General features: G+C 73.2%; 10 protein-coding genes. 1 reads left to right on the top strand and 9 read right to left on the bottom strand.

What is annotated here, in order from left to right; translation table 11 throughout:
* Window positions 1-26: 26 nt before the first annotated feature.
* The 5 genes from QT196_RS37165 to QT196_RS37185 form a co-directional block, all read right to left on the bottom strand.
* Window positions 27-1952: a non-ribosomal peptide synthetase gene (locus QT196_RS37165; RefSeq protein WP_266736882.1), complete on the bottom strand. Its 1926-nt coding sequence runs from the start codon at window positions 1950-1952 to the stop codon at window positions 27-29.
* Window positions 1949-5149 carry a non-ribosomal peptide synthetase gene (locus tag QT196_RS37170; protein ID WP_168483074.1) on the bottom strand — a complete coding sequence of 1067 codons (3201 nt, stop codon included), beginning with the start codon at window positions 5147-5149 and terminating at the stop codon, window positions 1949-1951. The genes QT196_RS37165 and QT196_RS37170 overlap by 4 nt, the downstream gene beginning before the upstream one ends.
* A gap of 143 nt (window positions 5150-5292) precedes the next feature.
* Window positions 5293-6588 carry a non-ribosomal peptide synthetase gene (locus tag QT196_RS37175; protein ID WP_290356507.1) on the bottom strand — a complete coding sequence of 432 codons (1296 nt, stop codon included), beginning with the start codon at window positions 6586-6588 and terminating at the stop codon, window positions 5293-5295.
* Window positions 6589-6697: 109 nt separating this feature from the next.
* Complete coding sequence (locus tag QT196_RS37180; protein ID WP_168483076.1) at window positions 6698-8005, bottom strand: MFS transporter; 1308 nt, start codon at window positions 8003-8005, stop codon at window positions 6698-6700.
* Window positions 8006-8390: 385 nt separating this feature from the next.
* On the bottom strand, window positions 8391-8966 hold the full coding sequence (locus tag QT196_RS37185) for a TetR/AcrR family transcriptional regulator (protein WP_266736887.1): 576 nt from the start codon (window positions 8964-8966) through the stop codon (window positions 8391-8393).
* A gap of 92 nt (window positions 8967-9058) precedes the next feature.
* Here QT196_RS37185 and QT196_RS37190 point away from each other — a divergent pair, with 92 nt between their 5' ends.
* On the top strand, window positions 9059-10228 hold the full coding sequence (locus QT196_RS37190) for an agmatine deiminase family protein (RefSeq protein WP_290356508.1): 1170 nt from the start codon (window positions 9059-9061) through the stop codon (window positions 10226-10228).
* Window positions 10229-10273: 45 nt separating this feature from the next.
* Here the strand turns inward: QT196_RS37190 and QT196_RS37195 are convergent, their stop codons facing one another.
* The 4 genes from QT196_RS37195 to QT196_RS37210 are packed head-to-tail and all read right to left on the bottom strand — an operon-like array spanning window position 10274 to window position 15834.
* Window positions 10274-11095: a class I SAM-dependent methyltransferase gene (locus tag QT196_RS37195; RefSeq protein WP_290356509.1), complete on the bottom strand. Its 822-nt coding sequence runs from the start codon at window positions 11093-11095 to the stop codon at window positions 10274-10276.
* A 22-nt stretch (window positions 11096-11117) separates the two neighbouring features.
* On the bottom strand, window positions 11118-12449 hold the full coding sequence (locus QT196_RS37200) for an MFS transporter (protein ID WP_266736890.1): 1332 nt from the start codon (window positions 12447-12449) through the stop codon (window positions 11118-11120).
* Window positions 12446-14461 carry a PEP/pyruvate-binding domain-containing protein gene (locus QT196_RS37205; protein WP_168483080.1) on the bottom strand — a complete coding sequence of 672 codons (2016 nt, stop codon included), beginning with the start codon at window positions 14459-14461 and terminating at the stop codon, window positions 12446-12448. Before QT196_RS37205 ends, QT196_RS37200 begins: the two co-directional genes overlap by 4 nt.
* Window positions 14458-15834, bottom strand: coding sequence for an ATP-grasp domain-containing protein (locus tag QT196_RS37210; RefSeq protein ID WP_168483081.1), 1377 nt, complete (start codon window positions 15832-15834; stop codon window positions 14458-14460). Before QT196_RS37210 ends, QT196_RS37205 begins: the two co-directional genes overlap by 4 nt.
* Window positions 15835-16040 lie beyond the last annotated feature (206 nt).

A 16040-nucleotide genomic window follows, 5' to 3' on the forward strand; every position in this document is an offset into this window, starting at 1 on the left:
AGGACGCGGGGGTGCGGGCGGTCATCTCAGGCACCCGCCGGCTGCCGGGCGGCACGCTCATCGACGAGCCGGGCCACGGCGCGCAGATCCGGCTGGCGGAGCAGCTCGGGGGCGCGCAGCCGGATCCCGCTGTCCTTCTCGATGACGGTCAGCAGCCGGGCGGCGAGCACGGAGGTGCCGCCCGCCTCGGTGAAGTTGTCCGCCAGGGAGATCCCGGGCCGGCCGAGCAGATCGCGGGCGGCGCTCAGCACGAGCCGCTCACCGGGGGTGGCGTCGGCAAGCTCGTCACCGTCCGGGGCGCTCCCGTCCGGGGCGGTGCCGGGGCGGGGCGCAAGGGACTCGGCCGCCCGCCGGGTCAGTTCGGCGCGGTCCACCTTGCCGTTGGCGTCCAGCGGGAAGGAGTCCACGATCCGTACGTCCGAGGGAACGGCCTGCTCGGGCAGCCAGGCCCGCAGGGCCGGCAGCAGGGCGTCCGCCGTGAGCACGGCACCGGCCGCCGCCCGTACGTACGCCACCAGGCGGGCCCGGCCGTCGGCGGTGCGCGGGGCGGTCACGACGGCGCTCAGGACCGCCGGGTCCTGCTCGAACGCGGCCTCCACCTCGGCCGGTTCGATCCGTACCCCGCTGATCTTGACCTGGTCGTCGAGGCGGCCGAGGAACTCCAGCTGCCCGCCGGCCGCCATCCGCACCCGGTCCCCGGTGCGGTACACCCGCTCCACCCCCGGCAGATCGAGGCCCTCGGGCACGGCGATGAAGCGGCGCGCGGTCAGCTCGGGGTCCAGATAGCCGAGCGCCAGCCCGCTGCCGCCGATGAGGAGTTCGCCCTCCGTACCGTGCTCGACGGGCCGGCCGTCCGGGTCGGCGACGAGCACGGTGACGCCCGGTACGGGGTGGCCGATCGGGGGCGCGGAGTCCGTCCCGGCCGCGCCGTCCGTGCCGTGCATGGCGTAGGTGGTGGCGACCACCGTCGCCTCGGCCGGGCCGTAGGCGTTGTGGACGGTGGCGGTCACCTCGGCGCCGGGGCGGCGGCGCATCCGGTCACCGCCAACCATCAGATGACGCAGCCTCAGATCCTGCGGCCAGGGCCGGTCCAGCAGCGGCTCGACCATCGGGGTCGCCGCGACCGCCACCGACAACCCGGCGGTGCGCCACCAGTCGGCGAGCACCACGGAGTCCCAGCGGACCTCGTCCGGTGCGGGCACCAGCGCCGCTCCGGACGTCAGCCCGGCCCACAGCTCCAGCAGATGGGGGTCGAAGGCGACGCCGATCAGCAGCGAGTGCCGGTCACCGGGGCCGAGCCCGGTCGTGGCGCGGTACCAGTCCAGCAGTCCGCCGAGCGCGGGCTCACCGACGGCCACCGCCTTGGGGCGGCCGGTGGAGCCGGAGGTCAGCACGGCGTAGAACGCCCCGGCGGGCGCGGAGTGCGCGGTGGCACCGGGCGCGGCGAAGGCCGCCACGACCGTGGTGGTGGCATTGGTTCCCTCGCCGGGCAGCGCCAGCTCCAGCCGGTCGCCGGCCCGGTGCCGGGGCGGCAGCAGCTCCGGATCGCCGATCAGACAGCGGACGTTCAGGTCCTCGGTGACGGCGTCGGTGCGGCGCTCCCCGGGGCGGGGCCCCAGCGGCAGATAGACGGCGCCGATCCTGGCGAGCGCGACGGCGGTCACCACGAGGGCGGCCGAGCGGTCGAGGCAGACGCCGACCAGGTCTCCGGGGCGTACCCGGGCACGCAGCGCGGCGGCGGCCTCGTCGGCGGCGGCGCCGATCTGCCCGTAGGTCCAGCTGTGCGGCCCGTCGATCACCGCGGGCGCGTCGGGGGAGCTGCGGACCCACTCCTCGAAGCGGGCGAGGACCTCGGTCGCGCCGTCGGTGGCGGGACGCGCGCCGTGCGCGATGCTGAGCGCACCGGCGGTCGTCGGGGCCGCCGTCCGGGCGGTCATCGGCTGGGTGGTCATCGGGACTCCGTCACGGTGGTCGAGGCGGCGGAAACGGGCGAGGTGGAGCCGGCGGCAGCGGTGCCGACGGCGGCGAGCGCGGCGGCCTGGTCGGTCAGCACCGGGTTCTGGAACAGCAGCCGCAGCGGCGGGCGCTGTCCCAGCCGGGGCTCCAGCCAGGAGGCCAGCTGCGCGGCGAGCAGCGAGTGGCCACCGGACCGGAAGAAGTCCGAGGACACATCGAAGCGCTCGTGCCCCAGGGCCTCGCGCCAGCCCTCGACGAGCAGCGCGGTCATCGGATCGGCCGGCTCCACCGGCTGCCCGGCGTCGAACTCCTCGGCGGGGGCGGCCGGTTCCAGCGCGGCGGCGCTGCGGGTCAGCGCGGTCCGGTTCGGCTTGCCGCCGGCCAGCCGCGGCATGACGTCGAGCCGGGCCCAGCGCCCCGGGACGAGGGCGCTCGGCAGCCGTCGGCTCAGCTCCGCGTGCAGCGCCTGCTCATCCCACGGCCCGTCGTCGTCCGAGCCCTCCAGGAAGCCGACCAGCCGGGGCCCGCCGGGGGCCTCGCGGTCCAGGACGACGGCGCAGGACCGCCCGCCGAGCGCGGCCGAGGCGGCCGCCTCCACCTCTTCCAGCTCGATGCGGTAACCCCGCAGCTTGATCTGGTGGTCCAGGCGTCCCAGGAAGTACAGCAGTCCGTCGAGGCCCCGGTAGCCGCGGTCACCGGTGAGGTAGACCCGCTCACCGCCGAGCGCCTCGACGCGGCGGAACCGGGCGTCGGTGGTCTCGGGGTTGCCCACATAGCCCTCGGCCAGCCCCGCCCCGGCGATGGCCAGTTCACCGACCGCGCCGTCCGGCAGCGGCCGCTGGTGGGCGTCCAGGACATGGACCCGCTCGCCCGGCAGCTCGGTGCCGAGCGGGATCTCCGCACCCTCGGTGAGGCCGTCGCGGGTGATCTCGTGGACGGTGGAGCTGATGGCGGCCTCGGTGACGCCGTAGACGTTGAGCACGGTGCTGTCGGTGTCGGCCAGGAACGCGCGCAGCGCATCCGCCGGGATCCGCTCCCCGCCGAGCACCAGCAGCCGCGGCGCCCAGTGACCGTCCCGCAGTGCCGGGCGCATCTCCTGACGGGTGGCCAGGAAGTAGCTGGTGGGCAGATTGGCCACCGTCACCCGGGCGGCGACCAGCAGTTCGGCCAGCTCGGTGCCGGTCGGCACCTCGCGCTCGGGGACGACGAGGCAGGCCCCGGCGTACAGCGACGGCAGCACCTCTTCGAGGGCCACATCGAACGATGGCTGGGCGAACAGCAGCACCCGGTCACCCGCACCCAGGCCGAACCGCTCGGCCGCACCGGTCAGATGGTTCTCCAGCGCCGCGCGGCCGACGGCGACGGGCTTGGGAATACCGGTCGAGCCGGAGGTGTGAATGAGGTACGCGGCACCGGGCACGGTCTCCGCCGCCCGCGCCGGCGGCAGGACCGCGGCGTCGACGGTGGCCGACGGCAGCCCCTCGGGAACGGTGACGGGGGCGTCCGCCGAGGTCAGCACCAGCGCCGGGCTCAGCCGCTCCAGCAGCAGCGCCATGCGGGCCGGCGGATCGGACGGCGAGAGCGGGCAGTACACCGCCCCTGTCCGCAGACAGGCCAGCAGCGTCACCACCGAGTCGGCACCGCGAGGCAGCACGGCGGCCACCGGCTGACCGGCGGTCACCCCCGCCGCCAGCATCCGCTGCGCGAGCGACGCGACCCGGTCCGCCAGGTCGCCGTAGGTGAACCGGCGGGCGCCGACGAGCAGCGCGGGCAGCGAACGGTCGTGGGCGGTGGCGGGGTCGAGCGGGTCGTGCCCCGGCGCCTGCGGAGCGGCGGCCGGCAGGGCCGCAGGTACCGGCGGCGGCGCCAGGTCCGCGAGGGCGGTGCCGGGCGCGTCGAGATACGCCCGCAGCAGGTCGAGGAACCGCCCGGCCAGCAGCTTCGCCACGTCCTCGCCGAACAGGTCGGCGTCGTAGTCCCAGACCAGCGTCATGCCCGGTGCGCCGTGCCGGGGACCGACGCCGCGGCGGTCGTCCGGCAGCAGCACCACGTCCAGGTCGAACCGGGTGGTGCCGGTGTTGAAGCCCTCGAACAGGGTGATGTCCAGGCCGGGCACCTCGATGTCGGGCAGCTCGGCGTCGTGCGCGCTGAACATGACATCGAACAGCGGGTTGTCCGCCCCCGAGGTGTGCAGCCCGAGCGCGCGGGTCAGCTCCTGGATCGGCACCTCCTGGTGCGGCAGCGCACGGATGAGGGTGTCGGTCACCTCGTCCATGGACTCCTCGGCCGGGGCGGCCGGGTCCAGCCGGAGCGGGAGCGGGATGGTGTTGACGAACATGCCCACGGCGTCCTCGAAACCGCGCGGACGGTTGCCGACCGCGGTGCCGATCACCATCTGCGCGCGGCCGCTGTGCCGGCGCAGCAGCTCGGCGAAGAGCCCGAGGAGGGTGGCGAACGGGGTCAGGCCACGGTCGCGGGCGTGGGCACGCAGGCGCTCCGCCAGATCCGCCCCGATCGACTGGCGCAACTGGCCGCCGTGGTGCCGCCGCCGGGCACCGGGCCGGGCCAGACCGGGCAGCGGCAGGTCGTAGGACTTGTCCCGCAGCGCCTCGGCCCAGAACTCCAGACCCTCCCGGCGCTCCGCGGTCGCCTCGTCCCCGGACCGGGCCCGGACATGGTCGGCGTACGAGGAAGCGGTCGGCAGCTCCACCGGCTCACCCAGGACGCGGCCCCGGTAGACGGTGAACACGTCCCGCAGCAGGATCGCGAACGAGTGGCCGTCGTGGATCAGATGGTGTTCGACGTGGATGAGCCGGTGCCGCTCGTCCGCCAGCCGGACCAGCGTCCAGCGCAGCAGCGGTGCCTCGTAGGTGTCGAGCGGGGTCTCCGCCTCGGTGCGCAGCAGCTCCTGGAACGCGGCCTCCGGGTCCGCCGCCCCGCTCAGGTCCACCGTGCGCAGCCGCGGCGCACAGGCCGCGGCGACCCGCTGGCCCGGCATCGCCCCGGCGACGGCGACGAGTTCCAGCCGCAGACCGGCGTGCCGGTCGAGGGTGGCGGCGAGTCCGTCGCGCAGCGCGTCGGTGTCGAGCGGGCCCCACAGGTCGAGGGCGGCGGTGAAGTTGTAGGCGCGACTGCCCGGTTGCACCTGTTCGTGCAGCCAGACGATCTCCTGCGAGGAGGAGAGCGGAAGCATGGGCGATCCCTGAGGTCGTCGGGTCTTGGTGTGCTCGGCCGGGGCATGGTCGGGCCCGGCCGGTGGGGTGCGCGGACCGCGCCGCGGATCGCGCGGCGGGTCCGGCGGGGTCGGTAGGTGGTGGTGTGGGGCGGGGCCCCGGGTCAGCCGGCCGTCGGCACGGGTGTCCGTACCGCGTCGGCGAGGGCCGTGAAGGCGCGCTCGGCGGCGTGATCGGGGAGGACCGCGCGGTCCCACACCATGCGCAGCCGCAGTTCGGGGCCCTGGGAGACGGAGACCGCGAAGGGTCCGCGGACCGCCCGGCCGTCGACATGGATCTCCCGGCCGGTCACCCCGTCCAGGCGGAGCGGGGGTTGGCGTCGGGTGTCGTCGACGGTCAGCATGCCGTCGAGCCGGCCGCGCCAGCCGGAGCCGGCCGCGCGGGCGGCGTGCACCACGGCGTCGAAGGGGGTGGCGGCATGGTCCAGGTCGTCCCACCAGGCGGCCGCCGTGGCCGAGGTGGTGGGCGCGTCGCCGGTGGCGGTCGGGAAGACGACGGTGTTGAGGAAGCAGCCGAGCACCGGTGCGGCACCGGGCGGCCGGCCGCCCCACGGGTAGCCGAGCGGCACCACATGGCCCGCTCCGTACAGCACCGCGGCCGCCGCGCGACAGGCGTTGAGCAGCTCGGGGAAGGGCACCCCGTCGGAGGGCGCGGGTATCCGCAGTGTGGCGGAGCCGCTCGGCGGCGCACCGGGGGAGAGGGGCTCCGGCCGGGCCACGGGGTCCTGTTCGCACACGGTGCGCAGGCGCTCGCCCCAGTACGCCATGGCTTCCGGCGCCCCCGCGCGCTCCTCGGCGTCGAGCTGCCGCAGCACGGCGTCCTGGTAGGCGTCCAGTTCGGCCGCGACGTCGGCGGCAGAGGGGCCCTCGGCACCCGGGTCCTCGTCGTAGCCGGCGCCGAGTTCCTCGACGAGCCGGGCCAGCGACTGGCCGTCACACGCACTGTGGTCCAGGACGACGGCGAGCACCTCCTCGGTGCCCTCCGGACCGTCCGGCACCAGGAACAGCCGCAGCGGTGCGCCCTCCGGCGCCCACCGGCCCAGCGCCCGGTGCAGCACCGTGGCCGCGTCCTCACCGGGCGCGCAGGTCTCCTGGATCACCGGGACCTGCGGCCGCTCCAGGCGGAGTACGGGGGTGCCGCGCAGCACGGTGGGCCGGGCGCGGAGCACGGGGTGCCGGGCGGCGAGCCGGTTCGCGGCCGCCGCGAGGCGCACGGGGTCCACCGTGCCGCGCGGAAAGGCGAAGAACATCGGCACGAGATCCGGCCGCCCGTGGGGGTCCATGGCACGCACCAGCGCGAAGCGACGCTGGGCACCCGTGACGGGCAGCAGGACCGGGGTGCCGTCACCGGCGTCGAGCCGCCGGAAACGGGCCAGGTACTGGCTCGTGATGCTGAGCACGTGATCCTCTTTGTCGTGACGGTCGCGCATCGCCAGGAGGTGATGCGGGTGGGAAAGCCGTGCGCGGAGAGAGAAGGGCCGGGCCGGATACGGCCGGCGGCCGGTTTGTTCAGCTGACGGACGCGGGCTCGGCCGGGTCCGTGGTGTCGGCCGGGGCGTCCTCGGCCGCCCCGGCGGCCGGCAGGTCCCGCATCCGGCGCAGCGGGGAGAGCAGCAGCGGCAGCGGCACGACCAGGAATCCGGCCGCGCACCACGCCAGCGCCGTACGGGCGCCGAACGCTTCGGCCAGCGCACCGCCGGCCAGGGCCCCGAGCGGCAGCGTGCCCCACATCAGGAACCGCAGAGTCGCGTTCATCCGGCCGAGCAGCCGGGGCGGACACAGCGCCTGACGGAAGCTCACCTGCGCCACGTTGTAGACGACGGCGCCGAAGAACACCACGCCGGAGCCGACCGCGAACAGTGCCGCGCCCGCACCGCGCCCGGCGAGCGGCCACAACAGCGCGAACGGGCCGGTGGCCAGCGCGGACAGCCAGATGATCCGGGCCTGGCCGAACCGGGCGGCGAGCCGCCCCGCACACAGCGCCCCGGCGAGCCCGCCCACCGCCGAGGCGGCCAGCACCAGACCGACCACACCCGGCGACAGCCCGAGCACCCGGACCAGGAAGACGGACTGGGTGGCCATCAGTGTCGCGGTGAAGAAGTTCGCCAGGCCCGTCGTCACCGCGATCACCCGCAGCAGACGGTGCCCGAACACGAACCGCAGCCCCTCACCGATGTCCTGGCGCAGGGACGTCCCCGCGACGCGCTCCGGCCGGCTCTCGGGCTGCTTGATCCCCCACAGGAACAGCGCCGAGAGCAGATAGCCGACCGCGTCGGCGACGATGGCGAGCGAGGCCCCGAGCAGCTGGACGAGCCCGCCGCCGATCCCGGGACCGGCCACCTGCGCCGAGGAACGGATGGTCTCCAGCGCCCCGTTGCCCGGGACCAGCTGATCCTTGGGCAGCAGGTGCGGCACAAAGCTCTGGTGCGCCACGTCGAAGAAGACCGTCGCCACACCGGTGACCAGGGCGACGAGATACAGCTGAGCCATCGTCAGCACCCCGGCGACGGCGGCCAGCGGGATGCTGGCCATCGACACGGCCCGTACGACATCGGCCCGGATCATCAGCGGCAGCTTGCGCATCCGGTCGACCCAGGCCCCGGCCGGCAGTCCGACCAGCAGGAACGCGGCGGTCTCCGCGGCCGTGAGCAACCCCACCTGAAAGGCGGGGGCGTTGAGCTCCAATACGGCGACGAGGGGCAGGGCGACCAGGGTGACCTGGGCGCCGAGTTGGCCGGCCGCGGCACCGGCGAGCAGAAGACGGAAGTCGCGCAGGCGCAGCGGGCCGCTGGCCGCGGGTCGGGGTATGACGGGCATGCCATGGACCATCGCTGAGCGGCCGATCGGTGGTCAAAAACCGATGCACACTTTCGGTCGCTTTTCTTCACCATTTACCCACCAAGACAGAAAATTTTCCGTCAGAAACGGTCAACTGCCGGATGAACGCCACCTGTCGCGCCCCTGGTGGGTACGGAATCCCATGGTGGGGCCCGGGAGGGAACGGGAGATCATGCGCAGAGCGTCATGAGCCGGACTCCGACCGAAAACAGTCGTTGATGTCCGCTTATTCACCGAAGCGCTGAGTTCATCCGCTATGGCGGCCACTCCGACGCGGTAAACCGTGCGGTGGCAGGGCCTCTCACCTGTTTAAACATGCGGCTGCCCCCACCATGGGGTGGGGGCAGCCGGGGTTCAAGATCGGTCAGACCGGCCGGAGTTCCGTCTCGACGGCGCCGCGGAGCAGCTCATGGGCCCGCTGGAGTGTGGTGGTGCCGCTCAGCCAGCGCTCGCTCAGGCCCTCGACGAGTGCGGTGAGCCGCTCGGCCGCCGCATACGGGTCGGCCCCGGTCCCGTCCGGCCCGGCCTCCTGTGCGCGGCGCAGCAGCCCGGCGAGATCGTCCACCCACTCCCGGGTCGCGGCGGCCAGCAGCTCCCGCAGGTCCGGATCGAAGACGGCGGTGGCCCGCAACTCGCCCCAGGCCGCGCTGTTCTCCCTGACCTGGGGGCTGTCCTGGAGCTCCAGCAGCAGCATCTCGGTGAGCTGTACCCGGGGATCGTCGGAGGTCTCCAGTGCGGCGTCCGTGTACCGGACCGCGCGCCGGCTGATGAACTCCAGGGTGCGGCGCAGCAGTCCGGCGCGGTCCTTGAAGTGGTAGTAGATCAGCGCGGTCGAGACGGCGGCCTCCGCGGACACCTCCTCGACCCGCAGCCCGCGGACGCCCCGCCGGGCGATCAGCCGGGCGGCGGCTTCGAGGATCTGGGTGGGCCTGTCCGGCATCGAATGCTCCCGCTGTCCGAAGAAATCAAGGTGGCTCGGGTCCGATCATGCCCTACCATCGTCCTGACCAAATTTTCAGTCAGGAGTTGATCGTGGACATATCCCGACGTCAGACACTGCAAGCGGCGGTCGCCACCGCCCTCGGGGGAGCCCTGAGCGGCTGCGGCACACCGGACCGCGACGGGGCCGCACCGCACAGGACCGACGCCGTCCCCGCGGCGGCCCGGCCGGGCGGCGAATGGCGGCTGCCCGATGAGGCGCATCCGCACGAGGCGACCTACATGTCCTGGCCCAGCCGCCGGATCTGGGGCCCGGACACCGCCGGAGTGCGGGCCGACATCGCCCGACTCGCCCGTACCGTCGCCGAGTTCGAGCCGGTGCGGCTGCTCGCCGGGGACCGGGACGCGAAGGCCGCGCAGCGGGCGTGCGGGTCCGGGGTGGAGGTCATGCCGGTCCCGGTGGACGACCTGTGGATGCGGGACACCGGACCGGTCTTCGTGCTCGGCCCCGACGGCGTCGCCGGTGTCGACCTCAACTTCAACGGCTGGGGCGGCAAGCAGGAGCACGGCCATGACCGCCGGGTCGCCCGCGCGATCCTGGCCGACGCGCGGATCCCGCGGATCAAGGCCCCGCTCATCAGCGAGGGCGGCGCCGTGGAGGGCGACGGCCGGGGCACCCTCATGGTGGCAGAGAGCTCCCTCGTCAACGACAACCGCAACCCCGGCAAGACCCGCGCGGACCTGGAGCGGGAGCTCAAGGACCTGTTCGGCGCCACGAAGGTGATCTGGGTGAAGGGCGTCAAGGGCAAGGACATCACGGACTATCACATCGACGCGCTGGCACGGTTCTCCGCGCCCGGCGTCGTGGTCCTCAGCACCCCCGCGAAGGGCGCGCCCCGCAACGCCTTCACGGCGGCCTACGAACAGGCCCGCAGTGTGCTGGACCGGGCCGTCGACGCCGGCGGGAAGCGGATCGAGGTCGTCGAGCTGCCCGAACCGGCCGACTTCGGGCGGCGCGGGAAGGAGTTCCTGGCCTGCTACGTCAACTACTACGTGGCCAACGGCGCGGTCGTCATGCCCCGCTTCGGCGACCGGAAGGCCGACAGCCGGGCGGCCGCCATCCTGCGCGAGCAGTATCCGGGACGGAAGGTCGTACAGGTGCCGGTCGACAACATCGGTGAGGGCGGGGGCGGCATCCACTGCTCCACCCAGCAACTGCCCACGGCGGACCGGCGGTCACCGGATCCGGCGCACTCCCGCTGACCGCGCCCCCGTGGCTGACGGACCGGACCGTCCAACGACGGCACGTCAGAGGTGCCCGTCGCGGACGGCCTCCTCGGTCCGCCAGCCCCAGGTGGTGAGCATCCCGGGGGAGAGACCGGCGCAGTCGTCCGACGACAGCTCGTGCCCGGCCCGCTCGATCCGTGCCGCGTCCACCTGCCCCGTCGCCAGCATGGCGTCCCGCGCCCGGTCCCAGGTATCGGCCCAGAAACGGCTGAGGGGGCTGCCGGGCACCAACGGGGGGACATGGATCTCGGCGGCCACCCGGCTCAGGCCTTCCTCCCGCAACAGGTACGGGCAGTCGGGCACCCAGGAGATGTCCGTGCCGATGGACTGCCGGAGCCCGTGCCACATCGCCCGCATGACCGTGGTGTACGGGGTGGCCGGTGCCCCGGCGGTCGTCAGGTCCACCGCGTCGCTGAGCACCAGCACACCCCCGGGGGCGACCAGCGAGGCCAGCTTGGTGATCATCCGGCGCCAGGAGCGCAGATGCATCAGCACGAACCGTGCGTGCACCAGCTGGAACCGGCCGGGGTCGAAGTCCGGCGCGGTGATGTCGGCGGTCAGCGTCGACAGCCCCGGAGTCCGGCCGGCGTCCAGGGACCGGGTGTCACGGTCGACCGCGAGGACCGCCGTGACACCCGCCGACTCCAGCAGCCAGCGCGCGAGGGTGCCGGTTCCCGCACCCACGTCCAGGCAGGACCACCCGGGCCCGGCGCCCAATGCCGCCAGCCGGGCCGTGCTCACCTCGTCATAGGCGAGCGCGCCCAGGTCGATACGGTCGGCCTCACCGGTCTCTTCCGGGCGGAACAGGCCTTCGCCGTAACGCCCGGCTTCGGTACCCCGCACGTCCCCAGTATGACGGTGCCGCTCAGGGGTTTCCTGCTGTGGTGACCAGCTCCGTTTCCGGCTCGGCCACCGGAGCGACCTTGCGGCGGCCCGGGGCACGCCGCAGGACCAGCTGGAGGACCACCATCACCACACCGGTGGCCAGCGCGCTGTGCCACAGCAGCGTGTCCAGCCGGCCGGCCGAGAGATAGGCTCCCGCGGCCACCGCCGCCAGCGCGCATACCCCCCGGTCCACGATGCTCTCGACGGACAGCAGGGTGGCCCGCGGCGCCCCCGCCGGGATGGCGTCGTTCACCAGCTTGCGCTGGAGCGGATAGGCGAAACCGGTGACCGCGGCGAACACGCACAGCAGCGCGATCACGGTCCACGGCCCGCCCAGGGCGCTGCCCGCCAGAGTGCCCGCCATCGCCAGACTGAGCAGCGACACCCAGGCCACCGGTGACAGCCGTCTGCCGAGCCACTGCGGACGGGCCGAGGCCACCGCCTCCGCGACGGTCATCGCGGCCAGCACCCCACCGTGCGAGCTCTCCGGGATGCCGTGGTCCATCAGGATCGGCTGGAAGAGGTTGACCTGGCAGATACGGGAGAGCGTGAACACCGCGACGCCCTGCACCATGAGCAGCGCGAGCCACGGGGTGGCCCACACCCAGCGCAGCGCGGAGACGGCATCGCGCAGGAACACCGGCCCGCCGCGCGACGTCCCCTTGCCGCGGCCGGGGCCGCTGCTCCGGACCGTCGCCTGCCGTGGCAACACCACGGCACAGACGAGCGAACCCGCCGCGCTCGCGGCGCTCAGCACATACGGCGTGGGGTGCGCGACGGCCATCAGCGGACCGACCAGCGGCCAGCACAGCACCTTCGCCGCCAGCCCCAGTGCCCGCGCCTGCCCCTCGGCCTTCAGATAGTGCTCGCCCGCGCCCTCGGCCTCCAGGCCGTCGTAGAGATAGGCGCTGGCGGCGCCGGAGGTCAGCGAGCGGCCCGCGGCGATGGCCAGGAAGTGCACCAGGAAGCCGGTATAGCTGGGCGCGAAGACCGGCGCCAGGTTCGCCGCGGTCATCACGACGGCCCCGGCCCGCAGACAGTTGCGGGCACCGATCCGGTCGGCCACCATCCCGGTCGGGATCTCGAAGAGGCAGAACGCGACGTAGTAGATGCTCTGGATGCCGAAGATCTCCCCGTCGGAGAGCCCCGCCTCCCGCTGGTAGGCGTAGAAGACCGGCATCCACCACAGCAGGTTGAACAGCAGCTGGAAGCCGTTGTTCAGCCGGATGATCCGTCGGGCCCGTGGCGGCAGCGGCGCACCCGCGGGCCGGGACCGGCGGGTGCGCAGCGGGCCGGTGAACCGGCGGATCACAGCGCGTAGGGGCGGATCTGGACCAGACGGAAGTCCCCCTGATCGGTCATCAGCCACTCGATGTCGAGCGGATGGTCCAGGTCGGTGTCGCTGAAGTGGGACTGGAGCAGCCGCCCGGTCAGCGCCAGCCGTGCCAGCTTGTCCCGGGTGCCGACGGGCAGATCCTGGCCGGACGAACCGAGCGCGACGGTACGGCCGCCGCCCTCCACCGTGTTGTACAGGTACTGGAGCGGCAGCGTCGTCCCGTCGACGACCGTCTCGGGCGAGCCGGGCGAGCAGTTGAGGTAGACGTTGCGGAAGTCCTCGCGCCTGGTCGGATTGCAGGTGACCAGCACACCGCCGAGGTCAGCGGGCACATACTCCTGGATGATCACGCCCATATAGGTGTCGTCGAGGGAGATGCCCGCCTGGTGGCGCAGCCGGACACTGCGCGGCGACAGCAGGGAGGCCCACACCTGGCGTACCGCGTCGAGGAGTTCGTCCGCGCCGTGGACCGTGGTGATCGACTCGTAGACCCCGGCCGCGGAGAACCCGGGCAGGTCCTCGGCGTTGGAGGAGGACCGCACCACCAGACGCCTGCCGGTGGCCGGGCCGCCGGGCAGCGCCTGGGTGATCTGGCGGCTCACGTCCTCGGGCAGCGGGGTGTTCCGGATGAGCTGCTGCAAATGCAAACAGAGCGCGTCCAGCACGTCGAGGGCGTCGAGTTCGAGCGCCATCTTGAGCTTGCCCAGGCCCTGTTGCACGGCCGGCGAGGACGTCAGAAAGCGGTGCTGAAGGGCGAAGGGGAGGGCGACCCCGTCCGGCGCGGCGATGACCCCGGCCACGAAGTCGGCCGCCAGGGAACGCAGTTCCTCGGGTGTCGTGTCCTTGGCGCCGAGGCGGGCCGCGAGATGGCCGTAGAGGTCGGCGCGCGGCGGCCGGGGCTGCCCGTAGAAGGCGGTGAGATCGGCGCTGCGGCTGTCGAGGACGTGATGGAGCTCGCCGAGGTTGGCGGCCTTGGTCCCGTACCGGTCCCCGTCGGCGCGGCGCAGCCGGTGCAGCCACAGTGCCGGCACGTCCTCCAGCAGCGGCGGTTCCATCCGGATCCGCTGCTGGTGCCAGGCCGGGGCGTCCAGCGTCGGGGCATGGGCCAGCGGGACGATGGTGATCTCGTCGTCCTCGACCCGGTAGCGGACCCAGGCGCCGTCCAGCACCTCCGCGTCGACCATCCGCTCCAGGTCACGGACGATCGCGTTGGGGATGCCCCAGCCGGAGGCGAGGACATTGGTGTGCGAGAGCGGGGTGCCGGGCGAGGTGTTGAGGAAGCCGGCCACCCGCGGCACATCGTCCGGCAGACACGGCATGGCCACGATGTCGGACCAGCCGAGCCCGTCGGCCTCGGCCGTGTACTCCTCAAGGGTCCGGAAGTAGCGGAGCCGGCCGACGGCCTCGCCCGGGTTGAGCGGGGTGCGGGTGCGGTTGCCGAACAGCTGATGGCCGAGGATCCGCGGCACCCGTACGTCGCTGATCGCGCCGAGTTCGTGCTCCTGCCCGTGGTTCGCCGGCTTCAGCAGCAGTGGCAGACGGCCGTCGACCCGGTGCCGGACGAAGGTGTAGAACTCCTCCAGCAGCCGGCCGTTCATGGTGTCGGCCTCGGTGGTCTCCAGCACGAGGAAGGGCCGCTCCCGGCCCTCGGCGTCCTCATCGGTGTGCAGCGAGAGCACACCCAGCAGGAAGCGGCGCTCGGGGTCCATGTAGACCGAGGCGTTGAAGGCGTCCAGACAGGAGTCCAGCTCCGTCAGTTCCATGCCGAGGACGCGGGTGGCGATGTAGTTGACGTGGAAGGGATGGACGGCGGTGTCGAGCAGATGCCAGGTGTTCTCGATCCGGTCCACCACGACCTTGAGGTACGGGTGACCGGCCAGCACCCCCGAGAGCGTGCGGAACAGCGGCAGGGAGAGGTTCTCACCGATGACGGTGCGGTCGGTGACCGGGCCGGGGGCACCGGCGGGCAGAACGGCGGTGGTGGTCATGCGCGCACCTCCGTGGTGGGACCGGCCGTGGGGAGCACCCGCGGCAGGGCGTCCACCAGGTTCCGGAAGTCATGGATCACGGTCTCCGGGGCGGTGGCGGACAACAGGCACAGCGCCGCCATGGTGTTGGCGCCCGCGGCCGGGTCGTACACCGGCACCGGCGCCCCGTCCGGGAGCGAGTTCTCGGCGACCACGGACAGATGGCTGCCGGCGCTCAGCGGCACCGCGTCCCGCACCGTCGGGAAGTCCCAGACCCGCTGGTCCGGCCAGGCCTCACCGGCGCCGTCGACGGCCAGCACGACCAGGGAACCGGCCGCGCCGTGCGCCTCCTGCGGAGTGCGCACCTCGGCGGGCCAGGAGACCGGACGCCCCAGCAGATGGTCGGTGAGCATGCCGATGAGGTCCAGGCCGAAGACCTCCTCGATCTGCGGGACGGTCATCGCCCCGCCGAAGCGGGCGGCGGTCTCGATCACCCACATCTGCCCGTCAGCGCCGAGCTTGATCTCGGTGTGCGTACCGCAGTTCTGCAAGCCCAGCGCGTCGACGGCCTCGCGCGCGAGGGTCACGATGCGCCGCTGGGCGTCGTCCGGCAGCGCCGCCGGGGTGATACCGGCGCGCTCGGTGAAGGGCTCCACCGTCGGCATCCGCCCGCTGAGGCAGACCGGACGGAAGTCGCCGTTCACGACGACGCCTTCGACACTGACGTAGTCGCCCCAGCCCTCCTGGTCGAACCACCCGGTGGCGGTGCCCGGCACGATCTCCTCGACAAGGAAGTCGGCCCCGGCGTCGGCCACATGCAGCTCGGCATAGCCCAGTTGGGCGGATTCGGCCATCACCTCCCGCGCCCGTTCCCACGCCGCCGGTACGTCCTCGGCGGAGCGCAGGGTCCGGTGGGCGGTGGAGCCGGCGCTCCAGGCGGCCTTCAGCAGCAGGGGGAAGCGGAGCGCGGCGGCCGCTTCGTGCAGATCCTGTGCGGTGGCGACCGGCCGGAACCGGGGCTGGGATATGCCCCGTTCCTGCCAGGTGCGCCGCATCATCCGTTTGTCGCGGGCCAGGGCGCAGCAGCCGCCCGCCCCGGCGAGGCCCAGCTTCTCGCAGGCCTCCGCGACCGCGACGACGGCGTACTCGGAGAACGTGACGACCGCGTCCGCGCCCACCGCCTGGGCCCGGGAGACGATCAGGGACACCAGGTCGCGCCGTTCGGACTCGGCGGGGCACAGCACCGAAGCGCACAGCCGGTCCGCGGACGCGGCCACGGTGGGAGGGAGCGAGCTGAGCGCCAGCAGGTGCACTGCCGACCGTGCGGCGACCCGTGACAGGGCGTACCCCAAGGGCGGACCACCCTTGGCATACACGAACAGCACCTTGCTCACTGGAATCCGACTCCTTTTCATACGTGGGAACCATCGGAACGGCTGGCAACGCCCGGCCCCCCGGATCCGAACGCCGTTCCCTCTAGCGAAGCAGCCGTGCGGCCCACCGTTCCCCTCTTCGGGCCGCAACCGCTCAGGCAAATGCCAGAGTTGTGGATACCGTCATTCGGTCGTGAAGGTTCCGTGATGCCGTATGGCGTCCCCGC

Origin of the sequence: Streptomyces sp. P9-2B-2 (assembly GCF_030406865.1) — a bacterium.
GTDB lineage: Bacteria > Actinomycetota > Actinomycetes > Streptomycetales > Streptomycetaceae > Streptomyces > Streptomyces platensis.

What these genes read in the sequence shown, in the direction of transcription:
- QT196_RS37180 (WP_168483076.1), bottom strand. Translation starts at nt 8,005, where the DNA reads ATGCCCGTCATACCCCGACCCGCGGCCAGCGGCCCGCTGCGCCTGCGC.
- QT196_RS37170 (WP_168483074.1), bottom strand. Translation starts at nt 5,149, where the DNA reads ATGCTTCCGCTCTCCTCCTCGCAGGAGATCGTCTGGCTGCACGAACAG.
- QT196_RS37185 (WP_266736887.1), bottom strand. Translation starts at nt 8,966, where the DNA reads ATGCCGGACAGGCCCACCCAGATCCTCGAAGCCGCCGCCCGGCTGATC.
- QT196_RS37205 (WP_168483080.1), bottom strand. Translation starts at nt 14,461, where the DNA reads ATGACCACCACCGCCGTTCTGCCCGCCGGTGCCCCCGGCCCGGTCACC.
- QT196_RS37165 (WP_266736882.1), bottom strand. Translation starts at nt 1,952, where the DNA reads ATGACCACCCAGCCGATGACCGCCCGGACGGCGGCCCCGACGACCGCC.